General features: G+C 44.0%; 15 protein-coding genes. 13 read left to right on the top strand and 2 right to left on the bottom strand.

Annotation, left to right across the window (positions count from 1 at the left end):
- Window positions 1-85 precede the first annotated feature (85 nt).
- The 11 genes from glmU (at window position 86) to V7R35_RS06630 (ending at window position 16,421) form a co-directional block, all read left to right on the top strand.
- Window positions 86-1,444, top strand: coding sequence for a bifunctional UDP-N-acetylglucosamine diphosphorylase/glucosamine-1-phosphate N-acetyltransferase GlmU (gene glmU, locus V7R35_RS06680; RefSeq protein WP_334013953.1), 1,359 nt, complete (start codon window positions 86-88; stop codon window positions 1,442-1,444).
- Window positions 1,445-1,654: 210 nt separating this feature from the next.
- Window positions 1,655-2,695: a Gfo/Idh/MocA family oxidoreductase gene (locus V7R35_RS06675; protein WP_334013952.1), complete on the top strand. Its 1,041-nt coding sequence runs from the start codon at window positions 1,655-1,657 to the stop codon at window positions 2,693-2,695.
- Window positions 2,696-2,832: 137 nt separating this feature from the next.
- Complete coding sequence (locus V7R35_RS06670; RefSeq protein WP_334013951.1) at window positions 2,833-3,636, top strand: DeoR/GlpR family DNA-binding transcription regulator; 804 nt, start codon at window positions 2,833-2,835, stop codon at window positions 3,634-3,636.
- Window positions 3,637-3,638: 2 nt separating this feature from the next.
- Complete coding sequence (glmS, locus tag V7R35_RS06665) at window positions 3,639-5,471, top strand: glutamine--fructose-6-phosphate transaminase (isomerizing) (protein WP_334013950.1); 1,833 nt, start codon at window positions 3,639-3,641, stop codon at window positions 5,469-5,471.
- A 354-nt stretch (window positions 5,472-5,825) separates the two neighbouring features.
- Entirely contained in the window at window positions 5,826-6,833 is a 1,008-nt protein-coding gene (locus V7R35_RS06660; protein ID WP_334013949.1) for an ABC transporter substrate-binding protein, read from the top strand.
- Window positions 6,834-6,852: 19 nt separating this feature from the next.
- Window positions 6,853-8,748 carry an ATP-binding protein gene (locus V7R35_RS06655; protein ID WP_334013948.1) on the top strand — a complete coding sequence of 632 codons (1,896 nt, stop codon included), beginning with the start codon at window positions 6,853-6,855 and terminating at the stop codon, window positions 8,746-8,748.
- 116 nt (window positions 8,749-8,864) lie between these two features.
- Window positions 8,865-9,932 (top strand): GGDEF domain-containing protein, encoded by a 1,068-nt coding sequence (locus V7R35_RS06650; protein WP_334013947.1) that lies wholly within the window; start codon window positions 8,865-8,867, stop codon window positions 9,930-9,932.
- Between the two features lie 250 nt (window positions 9,933-10,182).
- A complete protein-coding gene (locus V7R35_RS06645; protein ID WP_334013946.1) occupies window positions 10,183-11,490 on the top strand; it encodes an OmpP1/FadL family transporter in 1,308 nt (435 codons plus the stop codon).
- Window positions 11,491-11,669: 179 nt separating this feature from the next.
- Window positions 11,670-12,674, top strand: coding sequence for a 5'-methylthioadenosine/S-adenosylhomocysteine nucleosidase family protein (locus tag V7R35_RS06640; RefSeq protein ID WP_334013945.1), 1,005 nt, complete (start codon window positions 11,670-11,672; stop codon window positions 12,672-12,674).
- A 102-nt stretch (window positions 12,675-12,776) separates the two neighbouring features.
- Entirely contained in the window at window positions 12,777-14,948 is a 2,172-nt protein-coding gene (locus V7R35_RS06635; RefSeq protein ID WP_334013944.1) for a TonB-dependent receptor, read from the top strand.
- A gap of 180 nt (window positions 14,949-15,128) precedes the next feature.
- Window positions 15,129-16,421: an NAD(P)/FAD-dependent oxidoreductase gene (locus V7R35_RS06630; protein ID WP_334013943.1), complete on the top strand. Its 1,293-nt coding sequence runs from the start codon at window positions 15,129-15,131 to the stop codon at window positions 16,419-16,421.
- Window positions 16,422-16,489: 68 nt separating this feature from the next.
- Here V7R35_RS06630 and V7R35_RS06625 read toward each other — a convergent pair whose 3' ends face one another.
- Together V7R35_RS06625 and V7R35_RS06620 are read right to left on the bottom strand one after the other, a co-directional pair.
- Window positions 16,490-17,056, bottom strand: a complete 567-nt coding sequence (locus tag V7R35_RS06625; protein WP_334013942.1) for a YceI family protein — start codon at window positions 17,054-17,056, stop codon at window positions 16,490-16,492.
- Between the two features lie 22 nt (window positions 17,057-17,078).
- Window positions 17,079-17,606 (bottom strand): cytochrome b, encoded by a 528-nt coding sequence (locus tag V7R35_RS06620; protein WP_334013941.1) that lies wholly within the window; start codon window positions 17,604-17,606, stop codon window positions 17,079-17,081.
- A 326-nt stretch (window positions 17,607-17,932) separates the two neighbouring features.
- Between V7R35_RS06620 and V7R35_RS06615 the strand changes: the two genes are divergently transcribed.
- Together V7R35_RS06615 and V7R35_RS06610 are read left to right on the top strand one after the other, a co-directional pair.
- Complete coding sequence (locus V7R35_RS06615; protein ID WP_334013940.1) at window positions 17,933-18,379, top strand: hypothetical protein; 447 nt, start codon at window positions 17,933-17,935, stop codon at window positions 18,377-18,379.
- 81 nt (window positions 18,380-18,460) lie between these two features.
- Window positions 18,461-18,898, top strand: a complete 438-nt coding sequence (locus tag V7R35_RS06610) for a hypothetical protein (protein WP_334013939.1) — start codon at window positions 18,461-18,463, stop codon at window positions 18,896-18,898.
- Window positions 18,899-18,901: the final 3 nt, after the last annotated feature.

Below are 18,901 nucleotides of genomic sequence, written 5' to 3'. Positions count from 1 at the left end.
ATTAAAAACAATGAATCGCTGACATCTCTATGCGCCTTCGTTAAACTATGCGCGTTTTTATTATTTTGCACAAAAAAGGAATGATATGGCTTTCTCAGTGGTTGTTTTGGCGGCGGGCAAAGGTACGCGAATGAAATCTGACTTGCCCAAAGTACTACATAAAGTTGGCGGTGTACCGATGGTTCAGCGCATAATCAATACTGTGAAGTCGTTGGGTGCAGATGATATACACCTAGTTTATGGACACGGTGGAGAGCAGCTTCAAGCCACAATTAAAGAAGATAACCTAAACTGGTGTTTACAGGCAGATCAGTTGGGTACAGGTCACGCAGTGCAGCAAGCCGCTCCGCACATTAAAGACCAAGAAGACGTATTGATTCTAGTGGGTGACGCCCCGTTAATTCGCGAAGAAACATTAAGCGCATTAAAAGCGGTGAAAGCCAGTTGCGATTTAGCGCTGCTTACTGTTGAACTAGACGACCCAACAGGTATGGGTCGTATTGTGCGTGAAAACGACAACATCACCGCTATTGTTGAGCACAAAGATGCTACAGACGCGCAGCGTGAAATTAAGGAAATAAATACTGGCATGATGATGATGTCAGGTGCCGACCTTAAGCGCTGGTTAGGTAACTTAAGCAACGACAACGCACAAGGCGAATACTATCTTACCGATGTAATCGCAATGGCTGCTGCCGAAGGCAAACGTATTCAGTCGGCACAGCCTGAATCTCCTGTTGAGGTAGAGGGCGTGAATAACCGATTACAGCTTTCTAATTTAGAGCGTGCTCTACAGCGTCGTCAGGCAAATGAGCTTATGATGAACGGCGTAACCCTTCTTGATCCTGCGCGTTTCGACCTTCGCGGTACACTACACACTGGCAACGATGTTGTTATAGACGTAAACGTAATTGTGGAAGGCAATGTTACGTTAGGTGATAACGTGACCATTGGTGCAAATTGTATCCTTCGCAACTGTCATATTGCCGATAATGCGGTAATAGAAGCTAACTCGATAATAGAAGAAGCGCAGGTGGGTGAAGCATGTAATGTGGGCCCCTATGCACGACTTCGCCCGGGTGCAGTTATGCACAAGCAGGCGAAAGTTGGCAACTTCGTTGAGATGAAGAAAACCGTATTAGGCGAAGGTGCAAAAGCGAATCATCTTACTTATTTAGGCGATGCAGAGGTTGGACCTAACGCGAATATTGGCGCAGGCACTATTACCTGTAACTACGACGGTGTTAATAAGTCACAGACACGTATCGGAGAGAATGCGTTTATAGGCTCTAACTCTTCATTAGTAGCGCCTGTTGTAATAGGCGATGGAGCTACGGTAGGTGCTGGTTCGGTGATTACCACCGAGGTTGAAGACAAAGCGCTTGCAGTTGCGCGCGGCAAACAGCGCAACATCGCTAACTGGCCTCGACCTACAAAGAAGTAAAAACAAAAAGTTAAAAATAACTAGCTACTCACCAGCGGCAAAACCTGTTTCCTTGGTGTTAAGTTACGGTTTCAAAAGCGGCACACATTATCTTTTCAATGCGTGCCGCTTTTTTATTCCGCTATATTCCACTGTCTGATTTACGGATGTGTAAAATGGGTTTGTCTGCTTTGAATATGCTTTACTAAGGCTTAAATTTAAGGAGTCGCTATGATTTCTACACTGTTAGTTGGGTTTGGCTTTTCTGCACAAACCTTTCATCTTCCTTTTCTGTCCTATCTTTCTGATTTCTCGATTGATGGAGTAGTGTCATCGCGACCAAGTGAAGTAAAACACGTATTACCCTTGGCAAAGGTTTACAGTTCTCTAGACGAAGCACTTGAAACAAATAACCAAGCTCACCCTGCGTTCGATTTAGTCATCATCACCACACCTAATCATTTGCATGCGCCACAGGCAGAGCTTGCACTTAACCATGGTTGCAACGTTTTAGTGGAAAAGCCGTTTACGCTAAACGCCGCACAGGCTAGTGCATTAGTTAATTTAGCCAAAGAAAAGCAAAAGCATTTGTGTGTCTATCACAATCGACGTTTCGATGGCGACTTCATTACCTTGCAATCACTTATCAAAGAAGGCGCTTTGGGCGAAATCAAGCGCTTTGAAAGTCGCTTCGACCGCTTTAGACCCATACCTAGAGACCGCTGGCGTGAAAATGCAGGCCCTGGCAGCGGCATTTTTTGGGATTTAGGGCCTCATCTTATCGACCAAGCGCTTCAGTTATTCGGAAACCCTTTGTCAGTGTCTTCCGATATTTATACATTACGCGACCAAGGGCAAAGCGACGATGCGTTCGACATTACGCTTTACTACGCAGATAAGGTGGTGAAGTTGGGGAGCTCTGCATTTCAAGGAGGGCAAACCCTTCGATTTGATATACAAGGTACAAAAGCAAGTTACCGCAAGTTCTATTTAGATCCTCAAGAAGACCAATTGCGCCAAGGTAAGGAAATAAACAGCAGTGATTGGGCAAATACACCTAGCGCGCAACACGGTGTATTGGCTAACGGCGAGTCGAGTTCAGTGATTACAACTAAACATGGAAAGTATTTAGCATTTTATGAAAAACTCGCCAACGCTATACAAAATGACACGCCGCTGCCAGTTAGTGCAGAGAGTGTTATGCCCGTCATTCAGATAATAGAAATGGCTATAGAGGCAAACAAACAACAGCAGCGACTGATGCTTATATAAACAAAAAGCTTGCACTCTGTTTCACATTAAATTACGATTCTTTCGGTTTGAAAATCATAACTTTCGTTTTGAAAGTTATGATTTGGTTTCAGTGAATATATTTTTATAAATTATTAAGTATTGTGGGTGCTTGTTAAGTGAAAAGCAGTAAATCGGTCGAGCTACGTCGCAATAACATTGTTGCTCACGTGAACCAGCACGGCCATACGCAGGTCGAGACACTTGCATCTCAATTCAATACTTCTGAAGTTACCATCCGTAAAGACTTAGCTGCACTTGCAGAGCAGGGCAAGCTTATTCGTCAGTTTGGCGGGGCGGTACCCGCTTCAGGTTACACAAATAGTGCAATAATCGAGGGTGATGCAACAGAAAATGTTCATCAAAAATCAACAACATCCTTATCGCCTATCGGTAAAGCCGCAGCCGGCTTAATTAAGTCAGGGCATAAGCTAGTGATTGACTGCGGTTCAACAACAGCAAGCTTGTTGCCATTTTTATCAAATATAAACAGTTTAGTGGTTATGACCAATGCGCTGGCTACCGCGAACTTTCTTACTCGTTGTGAAACCGAGCCCACGGTGCTGATGACCGGAGGTACTTGGGATGCACAATCACAGTCTTTTCAGGGCGCAATGGCCGAACAACTTGTTAGTGCATACAACTTCGATGTTGCCTTTGTTGGCGCGGCAGGTATTGACGTAAACCGAGGCACAACTACTTTTAATGAACTCACTGGCGTAACTCGCGCGATGGCGAAGGCGGCTACCAAAGTGGTCGTAATGGCCAGTTCATCAAAACTCAATCACAAAATGCCTAATTTAGAGTTAGGTTGGTCACAAATTTCAGTCTTGATCACCGATGAAGGTATTCGGGATGAAGATAAGCAAAATATAGAAAATCAAGGCGTTGCAGTTATTGTTGCACCGCAAAATGGAGAATAACTATGTGTGGAATCGTTGGCGCTGTAGCCGAACGTAATGTTGTTGAAATACTTCTTGAAGGATTAAAGCGTCTTGAATATCGAGGCTATGACTCGGCTGGTGTTGCGTTACTTCAAGATGATGGCAGCCTGAAGCGAATTCGTCGTACAGGTAAAGTACAAGAACTGGCTGATGCCGTAGCACAAGAAGAGGCATTAGGCGGCACAGGTATTGCGCATACACGTTGGGCAACTCACGGCGGCGTAACTGAGGCGAATGCACACCCTCATTTCTCTAATGACCGCGTTGCAGTTGTTCACAACGGTATTATTGAAAACTACGTAAACCTTAAGGCAGACCTTGCTGATAAGGGCTACACATTCACTAGCGACACTGACACTGAAACTATTGCCCACACTGTGCATGAAGAGCTTAAATCGGGCAAAGCGTTGCTAGAAGCTGTGCAAAGTGCGGTTAAGACCTTCCACGGTGCTTACGGCACGGTAATTATGGATAAAGAAGACCCAAGCCGTGTGGTAGTAGCGCGTTCTGGCAGCCCATTGGTGATAGGTCTTGGTTTGGGCGAAAACTTTATTGCTTCAGACCAGATGGCACTATTGCCCGTTACCCGTCGTTTTATCTTCTTGGAAGAAGGTGACGTTGCAGAAATTACGCGTCGTGAAGTGAAAATTTTCGACAAAGACGGCAATGCCGTTGAGCGTGAAGTTATTGAATCTAATATCGAGCATGATGCCGGTGATAAAGCAGGTTACCGTCACTACATGCTTAAAGAAATTCACGAACAACCTACCGTTGTACGCAATGCACTTCAAAATCGTATAGACGAGAATGGCCTAATGTCTGGCGTATTTGGCGAAGGTGCGGCAGAAATCTTTAGCAAAGTAAAACACGTTCAAATTATTGCCTGTGGTACTAGCTATCATGCCGGTATGACAGCACGCTACTGGCTTGAACAGTACGCCAATGTTTCATGTAACGTAGAGATTGCTTCTGAATTCCGCTACCGCAAGTCGGTGGTACATCCTAACAGCTTGCTCATTACTATTTCTCAGTCGGGTGAAACAGCAGATACCCTTGCAGCATTGCGCTTAGCAAAAGAGCTAGGCTATATGTCTAGCCTTACAATTTGTAACGTACCTGGCTCATCTTTGGTGCGTGAATCAGACCTTGCGTTTATGACCCGCGCAGGTGCAGAAATTGGCGTAGCTTCAACCAAGGCATTTACCACTCAGCTAACCGCGTTCCTAATGCTTACGTTAGCGCTGGGTAAAGAAAATGGCATGACCGATGCCGACAGTAACGCCATTGTGTCTGCCCTTCACAGCTTGCCGGCAAAACTTGAAGAAACCCTAGCAATCACAGGTGGAATTGAAGATTTAGCAGAAGAGTTTGCTGATAAACACCACAGCTTGTTCTTAGGTCGTGGCGATCAGTACCCAATTGCAATGGAAGGTGCGCTTAAGCTTAAAGAAATTTCTTACATTCACGCTGAAGCGTACGCGTCTGGCGAGTTAAAACACGGTCCACTTGCGCTTATTGATGACGAAATGCCGGTAATTGTTGTTGCACCAAACAATGAGTTGTTAGAAAAGCTTAAGTCGAATGTGGAAGAAGTAAGAGCACGTGGCGGCATTATGTATGTGTTTGCCGATAAAGATGCTGCTTTTGCGGGCGATGAGACTATGCGTGTTATTGACGTACCGCATTGTGAAGAACCCATTGCACCGATTATCTACACGCTTCCGTTACAGCTTCTGTCTTACTACGTAGCGTTAATTAAAGGTACCGATGTTGACCAACCGCGTAACTTGGCAAAGTCAGTTACGGTTGAATAAGCTGCGCAGTAAATTTAATACCCTTTAAAATCTCGAACACCATTTTTATCGTGCTCTCTGTCAGTACGTGAAGGTGGTGTTCGTGTTTCTGCTTAGCCCAGAAGCATTCATTGCGTCACTTTTGATTACGCTTTTGTACAGCGTGAAATTTCTTTTATTACCTCTTTGTTCTCTTGCCTCAATAGCCAGTAACAGCACGTTGAAAACGCTGTTTTTTAATAGCGACTACGCTAAAAGCGCCCAAGTTGTGAGGAAAAGGCCAATATTCGCTACGAACTTCCTTTGAAACCTAAGCGATTAAACATATGATGCACAATATATTCTGTTGTTTTCATTAAATTAAATGGGCAAGCAATGATAAGAATTTTAAGTGCCTTGTTCTTTTTGTCGTTTAGTTCTCTCTTAGTAGCTAAAGAAACGGTGAACATTGCCATTATTGAAACGCTTTCTGTTGATATTGTGACAGAGTCTCGCCAGGCATTTATTGATGAGTTGCAGCGTTTATTACCCGATAAACACATCCGGTTTTCTGTTCACAACGCACAGGCTTCAGAGCAAACTGCAGCCGATATTCTGGCTTCAATAGCGTCGCAACCTTTACCTGATCTTGTGGTTTCTGTGGCAACACTGGCAACAAGAGCGCTGCATAGTGCCGATGCACTTATTCAAACACCAAAACTCTTTATGGTGGTTTCTGCACCTGTAGAAGAGGGTATTGTTTCCGCATTAGGTGAAGTCAGTTCTCGCAATATTACAGGCGAGGCTCATGTGCTTGATGCAAAGGTTAAATTAGACATGCTTGACGGTATCTTAAGGGCATCCAATATCTCTGAACCGCTATCGATTGCCCTTATTCACTCAACATATCCTTCATCCACCAATTCGGTGAATCAGCTGATGGCGCTTGAACATGAGTATGAGAACATTGACCTAGTGGCCATTAGTACGCCCTTTATAGAAGGGCGCGACGGCCTATTACGCATGTCATCAGACATAACCACGTCGCTGCATCAATTTGAGGGAAGACTTGATGGATATTGGCTGTCATCTGGCCCGTTGGTAGAACTAGACGGTTTGGTAGATAACATTTTTAACGAGACTGAGTTACTGCCGCTTTTTGCTGAAAATATAGAGGCAGTGCAAGAAGGCGCACTGCTTGGTGTGGTGTCTGAGCCTCAAAGTATTGGTAAGTCAGCGGCAAAAAAAGCAAAGCGCATTTTAGAGCGTAAGTCGGCAGAGGGTATTCCAGTTACAAAAATGGACACTTACACGGTTGCTGTTAATGTTTCTACCGCCATAAAACTAAAGCTGCCAATTCCTTCGAATTACCTCAAGCTTTCGAAAAATCACATTTATCAGTAGGGCCGTTAAAGAAATTTTTATGCGTATTAAGTCAAAGCTTCTTGTGATGTATATCCCTATTCTGTTAATCGGAATGGCATTAACGGGTTACTGGGCGTATTTAACTGCGTATGAATCGGTGCGAGAACGCGAATACAAGTTGCTAACTCAAACACTCACCCTCTCTGTGTTAGCGTTGATAGAAGAGCGTAGAGAACTGTTGATTGATTCTGGGTTGGAAAATGAACCTGTATTTATTACGGCTTATCAAAAAGAGGTGTTTGAAGAATTAAACGCTTTGCATATCGCTACCGGTAGACATTTTTCGATAAGCAGCAAAGAAACAGATACTATCGTTTTTAGTACCTTAGATGAGAGCTTCAGGCCAAATACAGGAGGTGCACAGAAATCAACAATTAGCGGGCACTTGGTGGCCTTTGGTGAGTCGCTATCAAATGGACAAGATGTACTTTTTGCGTGTGCTGAATCCGACCCATGGAAATGGAAAGTTACGGTTATACAACAGGCCGATGCACTACAAGCGTCTTTATCAAAAATTGCGTGGATGACGGTACTGGTCATATTGTTCGCTGTGGCTACTGTAAGTTTAATTATGGGGCGTGTTACACAAGTATTGGTGCTATCTCCCATAGAAAAAATTAAGTCTGCAGCCAGTCGAATAGCAAGCGAGCACAAAGCAGTACAGATTGACTTAAATCAGGACGATGAATTGGGCGAGTTAGCCCGTGATGTTGAGTTAATGTCTGCCAAAATTGAACAATATGTTGACCAGGCTCAGCAAGCCAACAAAGCCAAAACGGATTTCTTGGCGGTAATGAGTCATGAAATAAGAACCCCACTTAACGGCATTCAAGGTTTGGCAACGCTGCTTTTAGACACTTCTCTTTCCGATAAACAGCATAAATATGCTACTGATTTACGGGCTTCATCGACTATTCTTGCTAACGTTATTAATGACGTACTCGATTTGTCAAAAATTGAATCGGGTATGTCAGAAGTTGATGTTACGGAATTTGATTTAGACACTATGCTGAGCGACCTCATCACGCTTCTAGGTACCAATGCCAGCGCAAACAGTACGTCGTTAAGTTATCAAAGCAAAAACTTGGCATCTGTTCGGGTTACCAGCGATATCACTAAGCTGCGTCAAATTGTGATCAACTTAGTAAGCAATGCTATTAAGTTTTCTCACAAAGGCAGTGTTTTTGTGTCTGCGAAACTGAAAAAGCCGGTTACAGCCTTATCATCACCGAATAATCTTGTGATTGCTGTGAAAGATACGGGTATAGGTATTGAGCCTGAACGCCTGAGTCACATTTTCGACAAGTTCACACAGTCTGATTCGTCTATCACTCGAAAATACGGTGGAACCGGCCTTGGACTATCGATTGCCAAGGAGCTTGCGCAGCTTTTGGGAGGCGATATTAAAGTAGTGAGTACCGTTGGCGAGGGGTCGTGTTTTACGGTAAGCGCCGAGGTGCAGGCTAGAAGCTTACCCGAGAATACACTATTAGAGTTGGACCCGGGCGCAAAAGGTATTAAAAGTGTACCTGAGGGGCTACGTGTACTTCTTGCTGAAGACAACGCAATTAATGCAGTGGTTGCTCAAGCCTTACTTGAGCAGCTTAAGTGTAATGTAGAGCATGTAGACAACGGCTTAAAAGCAGCATCTCGGGTTGAAGAGGGTGGCATAGATGTAGTCTTTATGGACGTGCATATGCCGGTTATGGATGGCATTGAGGCCACACGTCGCATTCGCAAAATGAATAGCGACAACGCAAAGGTACCTGTTATTGGCCTGACGGCAGAGGCGTTTAAAGAACGTCATACGCACTTTAAAGAAGCAGGAATGGACAGTATCGTTACCAAACCTGTTACGTTAGAAGCACTTAGGGAAAGCTTACAATCGCTCTAGCGAGTTAACCTTTATTGTTAGCAAGCAGGCAAAGGCACGATTTGCACGTTATACTCATTTAAGAGTATTGCGACACCAGTCGATAACATAAGCGCCAATTGCTATGGGTGAAATACGTGAAGCTAAATAAAGCCAGTGAATTAATTCGCCTGCGTATTGCGCTTATTATCGGAGGATGTCTTGTTGTAGGCTTTATGGTGGCTGACTATATGTTACTGCCAGCAGACATGCACCAGCTGTATACCTTCGACCGCCTTCTTCTTCAATTACCAATTATCTTCTTAATGGTTGCGGGCTCATATTGGCGTGGTTTTGCGCAGTATAAGCACTACCTTTTTACCTTTCTCCTTATTGCGCTTACCTACAGCAATTACTGGCTTATTTGGGTATGTTGGCATAATTTTAAGTTCGATTTCCCCTACGAGGGCACAATTCTATACGCCTATTACTGTGTTTTTGCGTTAGGCATTCCATTTAAAATGGCGCTAATGGCCAGTACCGTAAACGTCATTGGCTTTGCCGTTTTAATGTACATTGCGCCTGTGTATGGCGATAGAGTGCTTATATCGACGGCATTTGTCAGTGGTTCGCTTTTTGTGTGTGCTTACGCTAAGTATCGATTAGATAGAGGCCTTGCCCTACTTGAAAAAACAAATCACAAGCTACTAAAGCTAAGTAAATACGACCCCCTATCTAACCTCTTGAATAGAAGAGCGTTGCGAGAAGAAAGTACTAAATTACTTGCGTTCAGTAGACGTCACAATGCATCTATCGCTATTTTAATGATCGACCTAGACGATTTTAAAAAATACAACGATAGTTTTGGCCACCAACAAGGTGATGAAGCAATTCGACGTCAGTCAGCCATGATGAAGGCGGTTTTTAAACGAGAGGCAGATATACTGGGCAGATACGGCGGTGAAGAATTTATCGTAGTGTTAAGTGGTGTGACTGAAGCACAGGTAAAAGAGCGTTGTGAAGCATTATTACAGGCGTGGGAAGACGAAGAAATGCCCCATGCAAAGGACGCAAAGCATAATAATATGAGCTGTTCTATAGGCGCTGTTCTAATAAACAATACTGAAAGTACAAACATAGACTTGCTCATTGATGATGCCGATAAAGCGCTGTACCAGGCTAAAGAAGCAGGGAAAGCGTGCTACGTGCTTTCGCCTCGTCGATAACATCCTCTTTTCCTCCGATGTTATCAAACTTTAATAAGCCTTAATCAAGCGCCATTAAAGGTTTGTTAACAAGGTTGTGATCCCAGATTAACTTTGTATTATCAACTTTGTTCGTAAATGCATCGAAGTTGCAGCTAAAGTTGTGAAAAATGCGATAAATAAGCGTAAATGTCGTTAACTTACATTGAACAAAAGAACTCATGTCCGTAGAATGCCCGCTGCATTTTTTCCCGTCAACCATGAGTATTTTATGACGCAACAGTTCTCTTTACGTACCTCAGTATGCATAGCGTTAGCTACACTAGCTTCTTCTTCTGCGCTTGCTGCTGGCTTTCAAGTTAACGAACACAGTGCAAATGGCTTAGGGCGTGCTATGGCCGGTCAGGCAGCGAAGCCAGAGAATGCTTCAATCCTTGCAACAAACCCTGCCGCCATTGGCGTATTCAAAGATGCTGAATTTAGCAGTTCAGTAAGTTTCATCGACCCAAATGTTGATGTAAATGGAACCGTTAACTATGCGGTAGGTGGCCAAGTGATTGCAGTGGCTGACGCAAGCGAAGATGACATTGCCGACACAGCCATTGTGCCTAGCTTTTTCTATACGCTCCCTATTAATGAACGCGTTTCTGCAGGTGTAGGCGTTTTCACTACCTACGGCTTAACATCAGATTATTCAGACGACTTCAATGCATTGCATTTTGCAGATACAGCCGAAGTTAAGTCGGTAACCTTCAATCCAGCGGTTTCATACAAAGTAAACGATACGTTGATGATTGGCTTAGGATTAAGTGCCACCTTTGCTGACGCTCAAATTAACTCTGCAGTATCGGAAAGCCTGTCACCAATTTTAAGTGCAAATGCGCAGACAACCATCCCTGCTACTGCGTCTATCTTCAAGCTTGAGGGTGATGATTGGGGCTATGGTTGGAATGTGGGTGTGTTTTGGCAACCTACAGAGATGACTAACATCGCATTGTCACATCGCGCTGAAACTAAGTTAACACTTGATGGTGAGGTGACGTCTAGCTTAACAGCATCACTAAATCAGCCTGGTAGCCTAGATCTAAATTTAGCTGCTAGTACAGAATTCGCTATCGATCAGAAAATAAATCAGCAATGGTCGGTACAAGCAAGTGCTGTATTCACTGACTGGAGCACATTTGAAAAGCTTGAAGCAAACCTAGCGGACGGTACTGATTTTCTTATTAAGCAAGAGAACTTTGACGATTCGTGGCGTGCAGCGTTTGGCGTTACTTATATACTCAACGACGAGTTTACGCTTCGAGCAGGCTATGCCTATGACGATGGCGTTGTGACGGTAGAGAATCGCTCATTGAGTATTCCTGACACAGACCGTCATTGGGTGTCGGCTGGCTTAACGTATACTGTAAGCGAAGATACGTCTATCGATGCGGCTTATGTGTACATCAATGGTCGTGAAGCAAATATTGATAAAACGCGCGCGCTAAATGCAGAAGGTACATTCACTTCGACATATACCGGAACGCAGTCGGCAACAGCCCACATCTTAAGCGTTCAGCTGAATACGCGTTTCTAAAATCGCGTTTATTTCCATTTCAATCAAAGGCAGCAATTTATGCTGCCTTTTTTAATTTAAGCTTCTTACTCTCCTGTTTTTCATATCGTTTTAAAACGCATCCTCGCTGTTTTTGTCATTTTTTAATCTGCATTTAGTGATACGTTATGTGTACATTGAAAATGTATAGCGAGAAAAGAATGAAACGCATTGAAAACACAGCCTTTATTTTACTTATTTTATTTTTTCTAAACGGCTGCGTCATTGTTCATAAATCGGCAAAGCCGTCGTTTGGCACGCAGGATTTTACCCAGCCAAGCTTTACTGCAATTACAGTAGCCTATGCGCCAGAAATGGACGGTATTTTAAATCGTATAGAGGCCGACCCTAATGCCGACATTCATACTACTACCACCATTAAGGGCGTGACCTATCGTTTAGGTACTTATCACGACGAGCCTATTTTGGTTTTTGCAACGGGAATGAGCATTGCGAATGCGGCCATGACAATGCAAATGGCGCTAGATTACTTTCCCGTAAAGCAAGTGGTGTATATGGGTATTGCTGGTGCCGTAAACCCCAAGTGGCAGCCTGGTGATGTGATTGTGCCAGAGCGTTGGTACTACCATGACGAGAGTGTATATACCAACGCAGATCCAAAGAGACCTGGCGAATACATTTTGCCTGAGTATTACGCCGTGTTTATGAGTGAGCAGGAAGAAAGACGTGCTAAAGACCCACACATTCCAAACTACAAGCCTTTTCATTTTATTCACCCTGACGAGGTACTAATTGTAAAGGATGGTATGGATGAGCCTAAGGATACGGCATATTTCAGTGCAACACCTACGCTTCTAGACGCTGCGAGAAACGCTATGGCAAATATGCAAACTCAACGTGTGCTAGATGAGCGCGACGCCAAACTGCATGTTGGAGGAAACGGCGTTACCGGCTCGGTATTTATGGATAACCGTGAATATCGCAAGTGGACACATGAGGTTTTTAATGCCGAAGTAACAGAGATGGAATCTGCCGCGGTGGGACAAGTGTGCACGGTTAACAATGTCGACTGGGTAGTGATACGTGCAATTAGTGACTTAGCCGGTGGTCAAGAAGGTGTGAATGTAGAGCACCAATATGACAAAGAGGTATCGCGAATTGGCGCAAACGTACTGTTCTCTGTGCTGGATGAATTGGCAAAATAAACACAGCTTCGTCTTTAAATTATAGAGTTTTAACGTATGCAAACACGCTTATGTTGCACAATGTTCTACATTACCGCCGATTTAAATTTGTAAGGATAAAAGATGACCGCAAAGCCGTTGTTTCCAAGGTCGCTTCTAGCGCTATGTTTTACCTCTATTTATGGGGCTGCATTTGTGCCAGCCATTGCCTATGGGCAAGACACATCCACTGCGCCGCAAACAAATCGCGCAGAGCTTACTGAAAGCACTCCACGCGGAATACAACGTTTTGGCAGTGACGCAGAAAACATTGAGCGTATAGAAACAACGTCGTCGCGCTTAATAGGTAAAGCAAATGCAAACGGCTACGTTGTGTCATCTATTAATGAAGATACGTTGTCTTTTTTATCCTTTCAGCATATTCAAGAAAGCCTTAACTACGTTGCAGGTGCAGGTGTTCAGCGTGGTAATGGCCAAGAATACTTACCCGCACTTCGCTCGCCCGTGTTAACAGGTGCCGGTGCCTGTGGCGGCATTTTAGCCGCTGAAGACGGCGTTCCTTTGCGTGCCGCTGGGTTTTGTAACATTAACGAGCTTTTTGAAGCTCATGGCGAAATGGCCGAACGCATTGATGTAGTAAAAGGGCCAGCCTCTGTTTTGTATGGTTCTAATGCTATACACGGCGTTATTAATGTTATAACCCCAGATACTACACGAGGCGGTGGGCTTGCGGCTTTTGACTATGGCTCGTTTGGATATCATCGACTTAAGTTTCGCCAAGGGAAAGACTTTGGCAACAGCGGTATAGGCATTAATGCCAGTATCACGCGCGACACTGGTTATAGAGACAACGAGGGTGTCGATCAAGAAAAAGTAAATATTCGCCATCGTTTTGAAAGCGATGCCTTTTCTGTCACTACGGGAATGACCTACACCAACCTCGAACAAGACACAGCGGGTTTTATTGTTGGTGAGGATAGTTACAAAGATGAAGATATAGCACAAAGCAACCCTAACCCTGAAGCGTTTCGCGATGCCACCAGTTTGCGATTGTGGAGCAAGCTAGATATGACATTTGACGGTGGGCATGCGCTTACTTTTACACCGTATATTCGCGATCAAGAAATGGATTTTCGTATGCATTTCTTACCCGGCAAGCCGCTTGAACAAAATGCACAAGACGGTTTTGGTGTGCTGTCGCAGTTCAATTATGTAGTGAATTCCGCGTTTAATATCGATATGGGTTTAGATGCAGAATCTACTGATGGTGAGCTTATGCAGGCACAAGATAGTGAAACTGTTGGCTCAGCGTTTTTGGTCGAAACAGTGCCTGTTGGAAAGCATTACGACTACACCGTTGATGCAAGGTTAATCGCACCGTTCTTTGCTTTAAATTGGCAGCAAAATACATGGTTGTTGTCACTTGGCGGTCGTTATGAGGATATGCAGTACCGCTACACCAATAATATGAATGTTGGGCGCGTAAGAGAAGATGGCACTGCCTGTGGATTTGGTGGTTGCAGATATTCACGCCCAGAAAGTGGCGAAAACAGCTTTAGTAATTTCAGCCCCAAGTTTTCAGCAAGCTATAAACTTACCGATAAAACCCAATTGTACCTGGGAGCATCGCGTGGTTATCGTGCGCCGCAGGCTACAGAGCTTTATCGTCTGCAGCGAGCGCAACAGGTTGCCGATTTAGACTCAGTTAAAGCAACAAACTACGAGGTAGGTGTAAAAGGGTTAACTGAAGGTGGACGCTATACAGTTTCTTTATATAGCCTTAGAAAAGATAACGTTATCTATCGCAGCAGTGATTTCTTCAATGTAAGTAACGGAGAAACATGGCACCGCGGTATAGAGCTAGAGTTAAGCCAGGCTTTCGGTAACAGCTGGCGTATTGATTTCGCGGGCAGCTATGCGAAACACACCTACGAGCATAGCCAGCTTTCAGGCGAAGTTGATATTAAAGGCAATGACATTGATACCGCACCAGCGCTCCAGTTTAATACTAGGGTGAGCTATGCGTTTAGCGACGCATTACAAGGCCAGTTAGAATGGCAGTATGTTGATGACTATTTCACTGATGCAGAAAATCAGAATAGCTACGAAGGTCATGACCTGCTGCATGCTCGCATTAGCTATGCACTGAGCGACACAATTACCCTATTTGCTAGAGTAAATAACGTGCTAGATACGCAATATGCAGAGCGTGCCGACTTTACTAGTTTTACTGGTCCACGCTTTTTTCCTGGGCGTCCTCGAAACGTTATGTTTAGCGCGTCTGTCGCATTGTAATTTACCAAAGCTATTGCCTGAACTACTTGTTATTCAAGCGGTTCAGGCGTAATCTTAGCGTTATTAATACCTACACATTTAGTATCCGTAACGCCTATTCGCATGGGTTACAGTCTTGCCTCGTATAACGGTTTTCAACGCAGTCGTTATACGTGGAATGATTGTTAATAGGTAAAACCCATGCAAAAAATAGTTGTCGTTGGTGGCGGTGCTGGTGGCCTTGAGTTAGCCAGCCGTTTAAGCCGCACGCTCGGGAGAAAAAAACACGCTGAAATCACATTAGTCGACCGTAGTCGAACGCATATTTGGAAACCCTTGTTACACGAAGTAGCAGCGGGCGTCATAGATAAACACTCAGACGGTGTGGATTACGCTATTCACGCTGCGTCTCACCACTATCGTTTTCAGCTAGGCGAAATGTGCGCCTTGAATACCGATAATAAAACCATAACGCTGTCGCCACTGATGGACGAAGAAGGCTGCCAAGTGCTGCCTGAACGTGAAGTGCCTTACGACCAGCTTGTTCTTGCCATAGGCAGTGTAAGTAACGACTTCAATACGCCGGGCGTAGCTAAACACTGCTATTTTTTAGATTCACTAAAGCAGGCAGAGCGCTTTCACCGCGCGTTGTTGAATCAGCTTATCCGCATTAATCAGCAAGAAGATAAAAATGCAAAAATTGATGTGGCTATTGTGGGCGCTGGCGCTACAGGCACTGAACTTGCCGCGCAGCTTCACCATGTTGCTAACCTATCAAAAGCGTATGGCATGCCAGACATGTCAGCATTACGTTTGAAAATAACTATTGTTGAAGCCGGAGAACGTATTTTACCTGCGTTACCAGAGCGCATTGCTAATTCAGCAAGAAAAGCACTGTATAAACTGGGTGTAGACATAAAAGAACAAACCATGGTGGCAGAAGCTGATGCAAAAGGCCTAATTACCAAAGACGGCTCACGCATTGATGCCGATTTAATGGTGTGGGCAGCAGGCGTAAAAGCGCCTGATTTTATAACAGATATGGATATCTTTGAGACCAACCGCGCTAACCAAATATTAGTAGATAAACAGCTAAGAAGTACCACGCATCGCGATATTTGGGTGTTAGGTGATTGTTGTGGATTTCAGCAAAATAACGGTAAATGGGTTCCGCCGCGAGCGCAGTCTGCGCATCAAATGGCCGATGTAGTTGCACATAACATAACATCGTTATTTAACGGTAAGTCGACAAAAGATTTTACTTATCAAGACTACGGCTCGTTAGTGCATTTAAGTAAATACAGTACGGTTGGCAGTTTAATGGGCTCGCTGTCTAACAGCAGTATGTTTATTGAAGGGCGTTTGGCTAAACTGGTTTACGTGTCGTTGTATAACATGCATCAATTTGCCGTTCACGGAAAAGTTAAAGGTGCGCTAAAGCTGGTGGTGAAAAAACTCAGTCACGCGTTAAGCCCTAAACTGAAACTACATTAAGCGCTTATTTTCTAGTAAAAATCAAAAAAGCCCCATTGTTTGGGGCTTTTCAGAGATGTGATAGGCAATTACTTCTTAACACCTTCAACGTGTAGCTCAAGCTCTACCGTTTGAGATGCAGGACCAAGGTCGTAATCAATACCATAGTCTTTTAATGCAATGGTGGTTGTGCCCATAAAGCCAGCACGGTATCCACCCCAAGGATCTTTACCTTCGCCAATCTTCTTAGCTTCAATAGAAATAGGCTTGGTTACGCCGTGTAGGGTAAAATTACCCATTACATCCATCATGCCATTGCCTTTATCTACAATCTTAGTGCTTTCAAACTTCGCTTCAGGGTAAGTGTCTACATCAAGAAAATCATCGCCCTTTAAGTGCTTGTCGCGTTCAGCGTGATTTGAGTCTACGCTTTCGGTATCGATAGTTACCATAATTTTAGCATTGTTAGGCATTGCTTCGTCATAGCTAAACGTACCTTTAAAATCGTTAAAACGGCCTGTTAGCCACGAATAACCAAGGTGTTGAATTTTAAAATTAATCGACGCGTGAGCGCCTTTACTGTCAATGACATAGTCTGCGGCGTTCGCAGTACCTAATGAAAGCGCAGCAGCAAGTGCAAGTGTTAACTTCTTCATTGTATCTCCTTACGTTCTATAATTAGCGAAGCCGTAACATCTGCTTCATGGTGTCGTCTTTGTTAATGAAATGGTGCTTTAATGCAGCGAGCGCATGCATTACTGCAAGACCAATCAGTGTCCATGCGAGGTAGAAATGTATATCACCCGCTACGTCTTCTTGATTCTCAACCAGTTCGCCAAGTGCAGGCACCGATACCCAATTAAACACTTCTATGGCGCGTCCATCTGCAGTCGAGATAAGGTATCCCGATATAAATAAGCTCAGCAAAACTAAATAAATGGCAGTATGTCCGACCTTGCTTAAGCGCTGTTCAACTGCAGAGCCGTGGGTTGCTGGGCGTTTACTTCTAAATCTCAACAACAAGCGAAACAGCGTAGCGGCAAGTAAAATTAAGCCAACGCTTTTGTGCCAATGGGGCGCAGTTTTATACCAGTCACTGTAATAAGTTAGGTCAACCATCCATAGACCTGATGCAAACATGCCGATAACAACTAATGCAGTTATCCAATGCAAAACAATGATGGCTATTGGCCAACGGCTATTCATATTCGTCCTTAACGAAAGATTATGCTGCAAAGTATATTTTTTGCTGTACAGATTGAATATTGCATTCTTTCAGCAGTTTTGTTCTATTTTTTAGAACAAACCGCGAGGCATTGATAAAAATTAAATATATTTTCATGATTTGCTTAAACGAATTGGTGTGCAATATGGTTTAGTGCTATCGACTTTTTCACTTGGGTTTGCGTTAACTGCTTTTCGTTGGGCTAATTGTCTTTTTCGATGAATATAGACCATACTGAAATAGATAAAAAAAGTTAAAGAATCGAAAAAGCACATGATTTCGAATTGTTTTATGGGGCGAGAAGATTATGCGAAGTGCGCATGGTGCTTATGCAATAACAAGTTGCGGTGATGTAATGGCTGTTCAGGCGCATGGTCCTTGGAATGCTGAATGTATAAAGCAGTTCGCTAAAGATTACCGCGAAGTGCGAGCCATCTTTGAGAATAAGCGCTGGGCAGACATTGTCTCGCATATTGGAGAGTCTTTATTTGTCCCTGATGCTGAAGCCGTGTTGAAAGCTGCTATTACAGCGGTAGCGCAAGAAGGGTTGTGCCATGTAGCCGTTGTACTAGGGCGCTCTACTACACGATCGTTAACGAAGTCTCAACTGAAGAAAATGTATGGGAAAACAGGTGTTGAATTCGCTTTTTTTGATACTGAATCGGAAGCAGTGGTGTGGCTTTCCGAAAATGGCTACGCAATAGACCAATCAAAGCTAGAAGAGCACTTAGCGAAAGTTCCTGTCACACCCTAAAAGTAAACGCCATTGTGGTATGTTTTTCGCACTGGATCTTTACCTTATAGAGAAACCTATCAGTACAATGGAGCAAGAAGTATGTATAAAACACTCTTCCCCACCAGCGTTGTAACGAAAGCGTTCACATGGGCCTATCAAGAATTAGGTTTAGAGTTGTCTCAAGCATCTGAAATACTTGGAATTTCGTCAACTTCACTTGCTCAGACCACGCTTCTTGGGTTTGAAAGCAGTACGCCCGAATATAAAAAGCAGCTAGCGTTTATCAGAATGTATCATTTACTCATTAGTGTGTCAGAAGGGGACACGGCGTATATGACGCGATGGTTTGCCCAATTCAATATTGCTCTAGAGGCATCGCCATTTGACTGCTGTAAAACGCACGAGGGGATTGAGCAAGTTAGCGACCTTCTGCGTTCGGTGAAGCTACGCAGTGAACTTAATCACGAATCATACTCGGCAATAGGCGAGAAGCTGTTTGCATCAACACTTGGCGGTGAAAGGGGACGCGTGCATTAGCCC

This window comes from Alteromonas sp. S167 (assembly GCF_036864375.1).
GTDB lineage: Bacteria > Pseudomonadota > Gammaproteobacteria > Enterobacterales > Alteromonadaceae > Alteromonas.
This window is presented reverse-complemented; position numbering and strand designations above follow the sequence as displayed.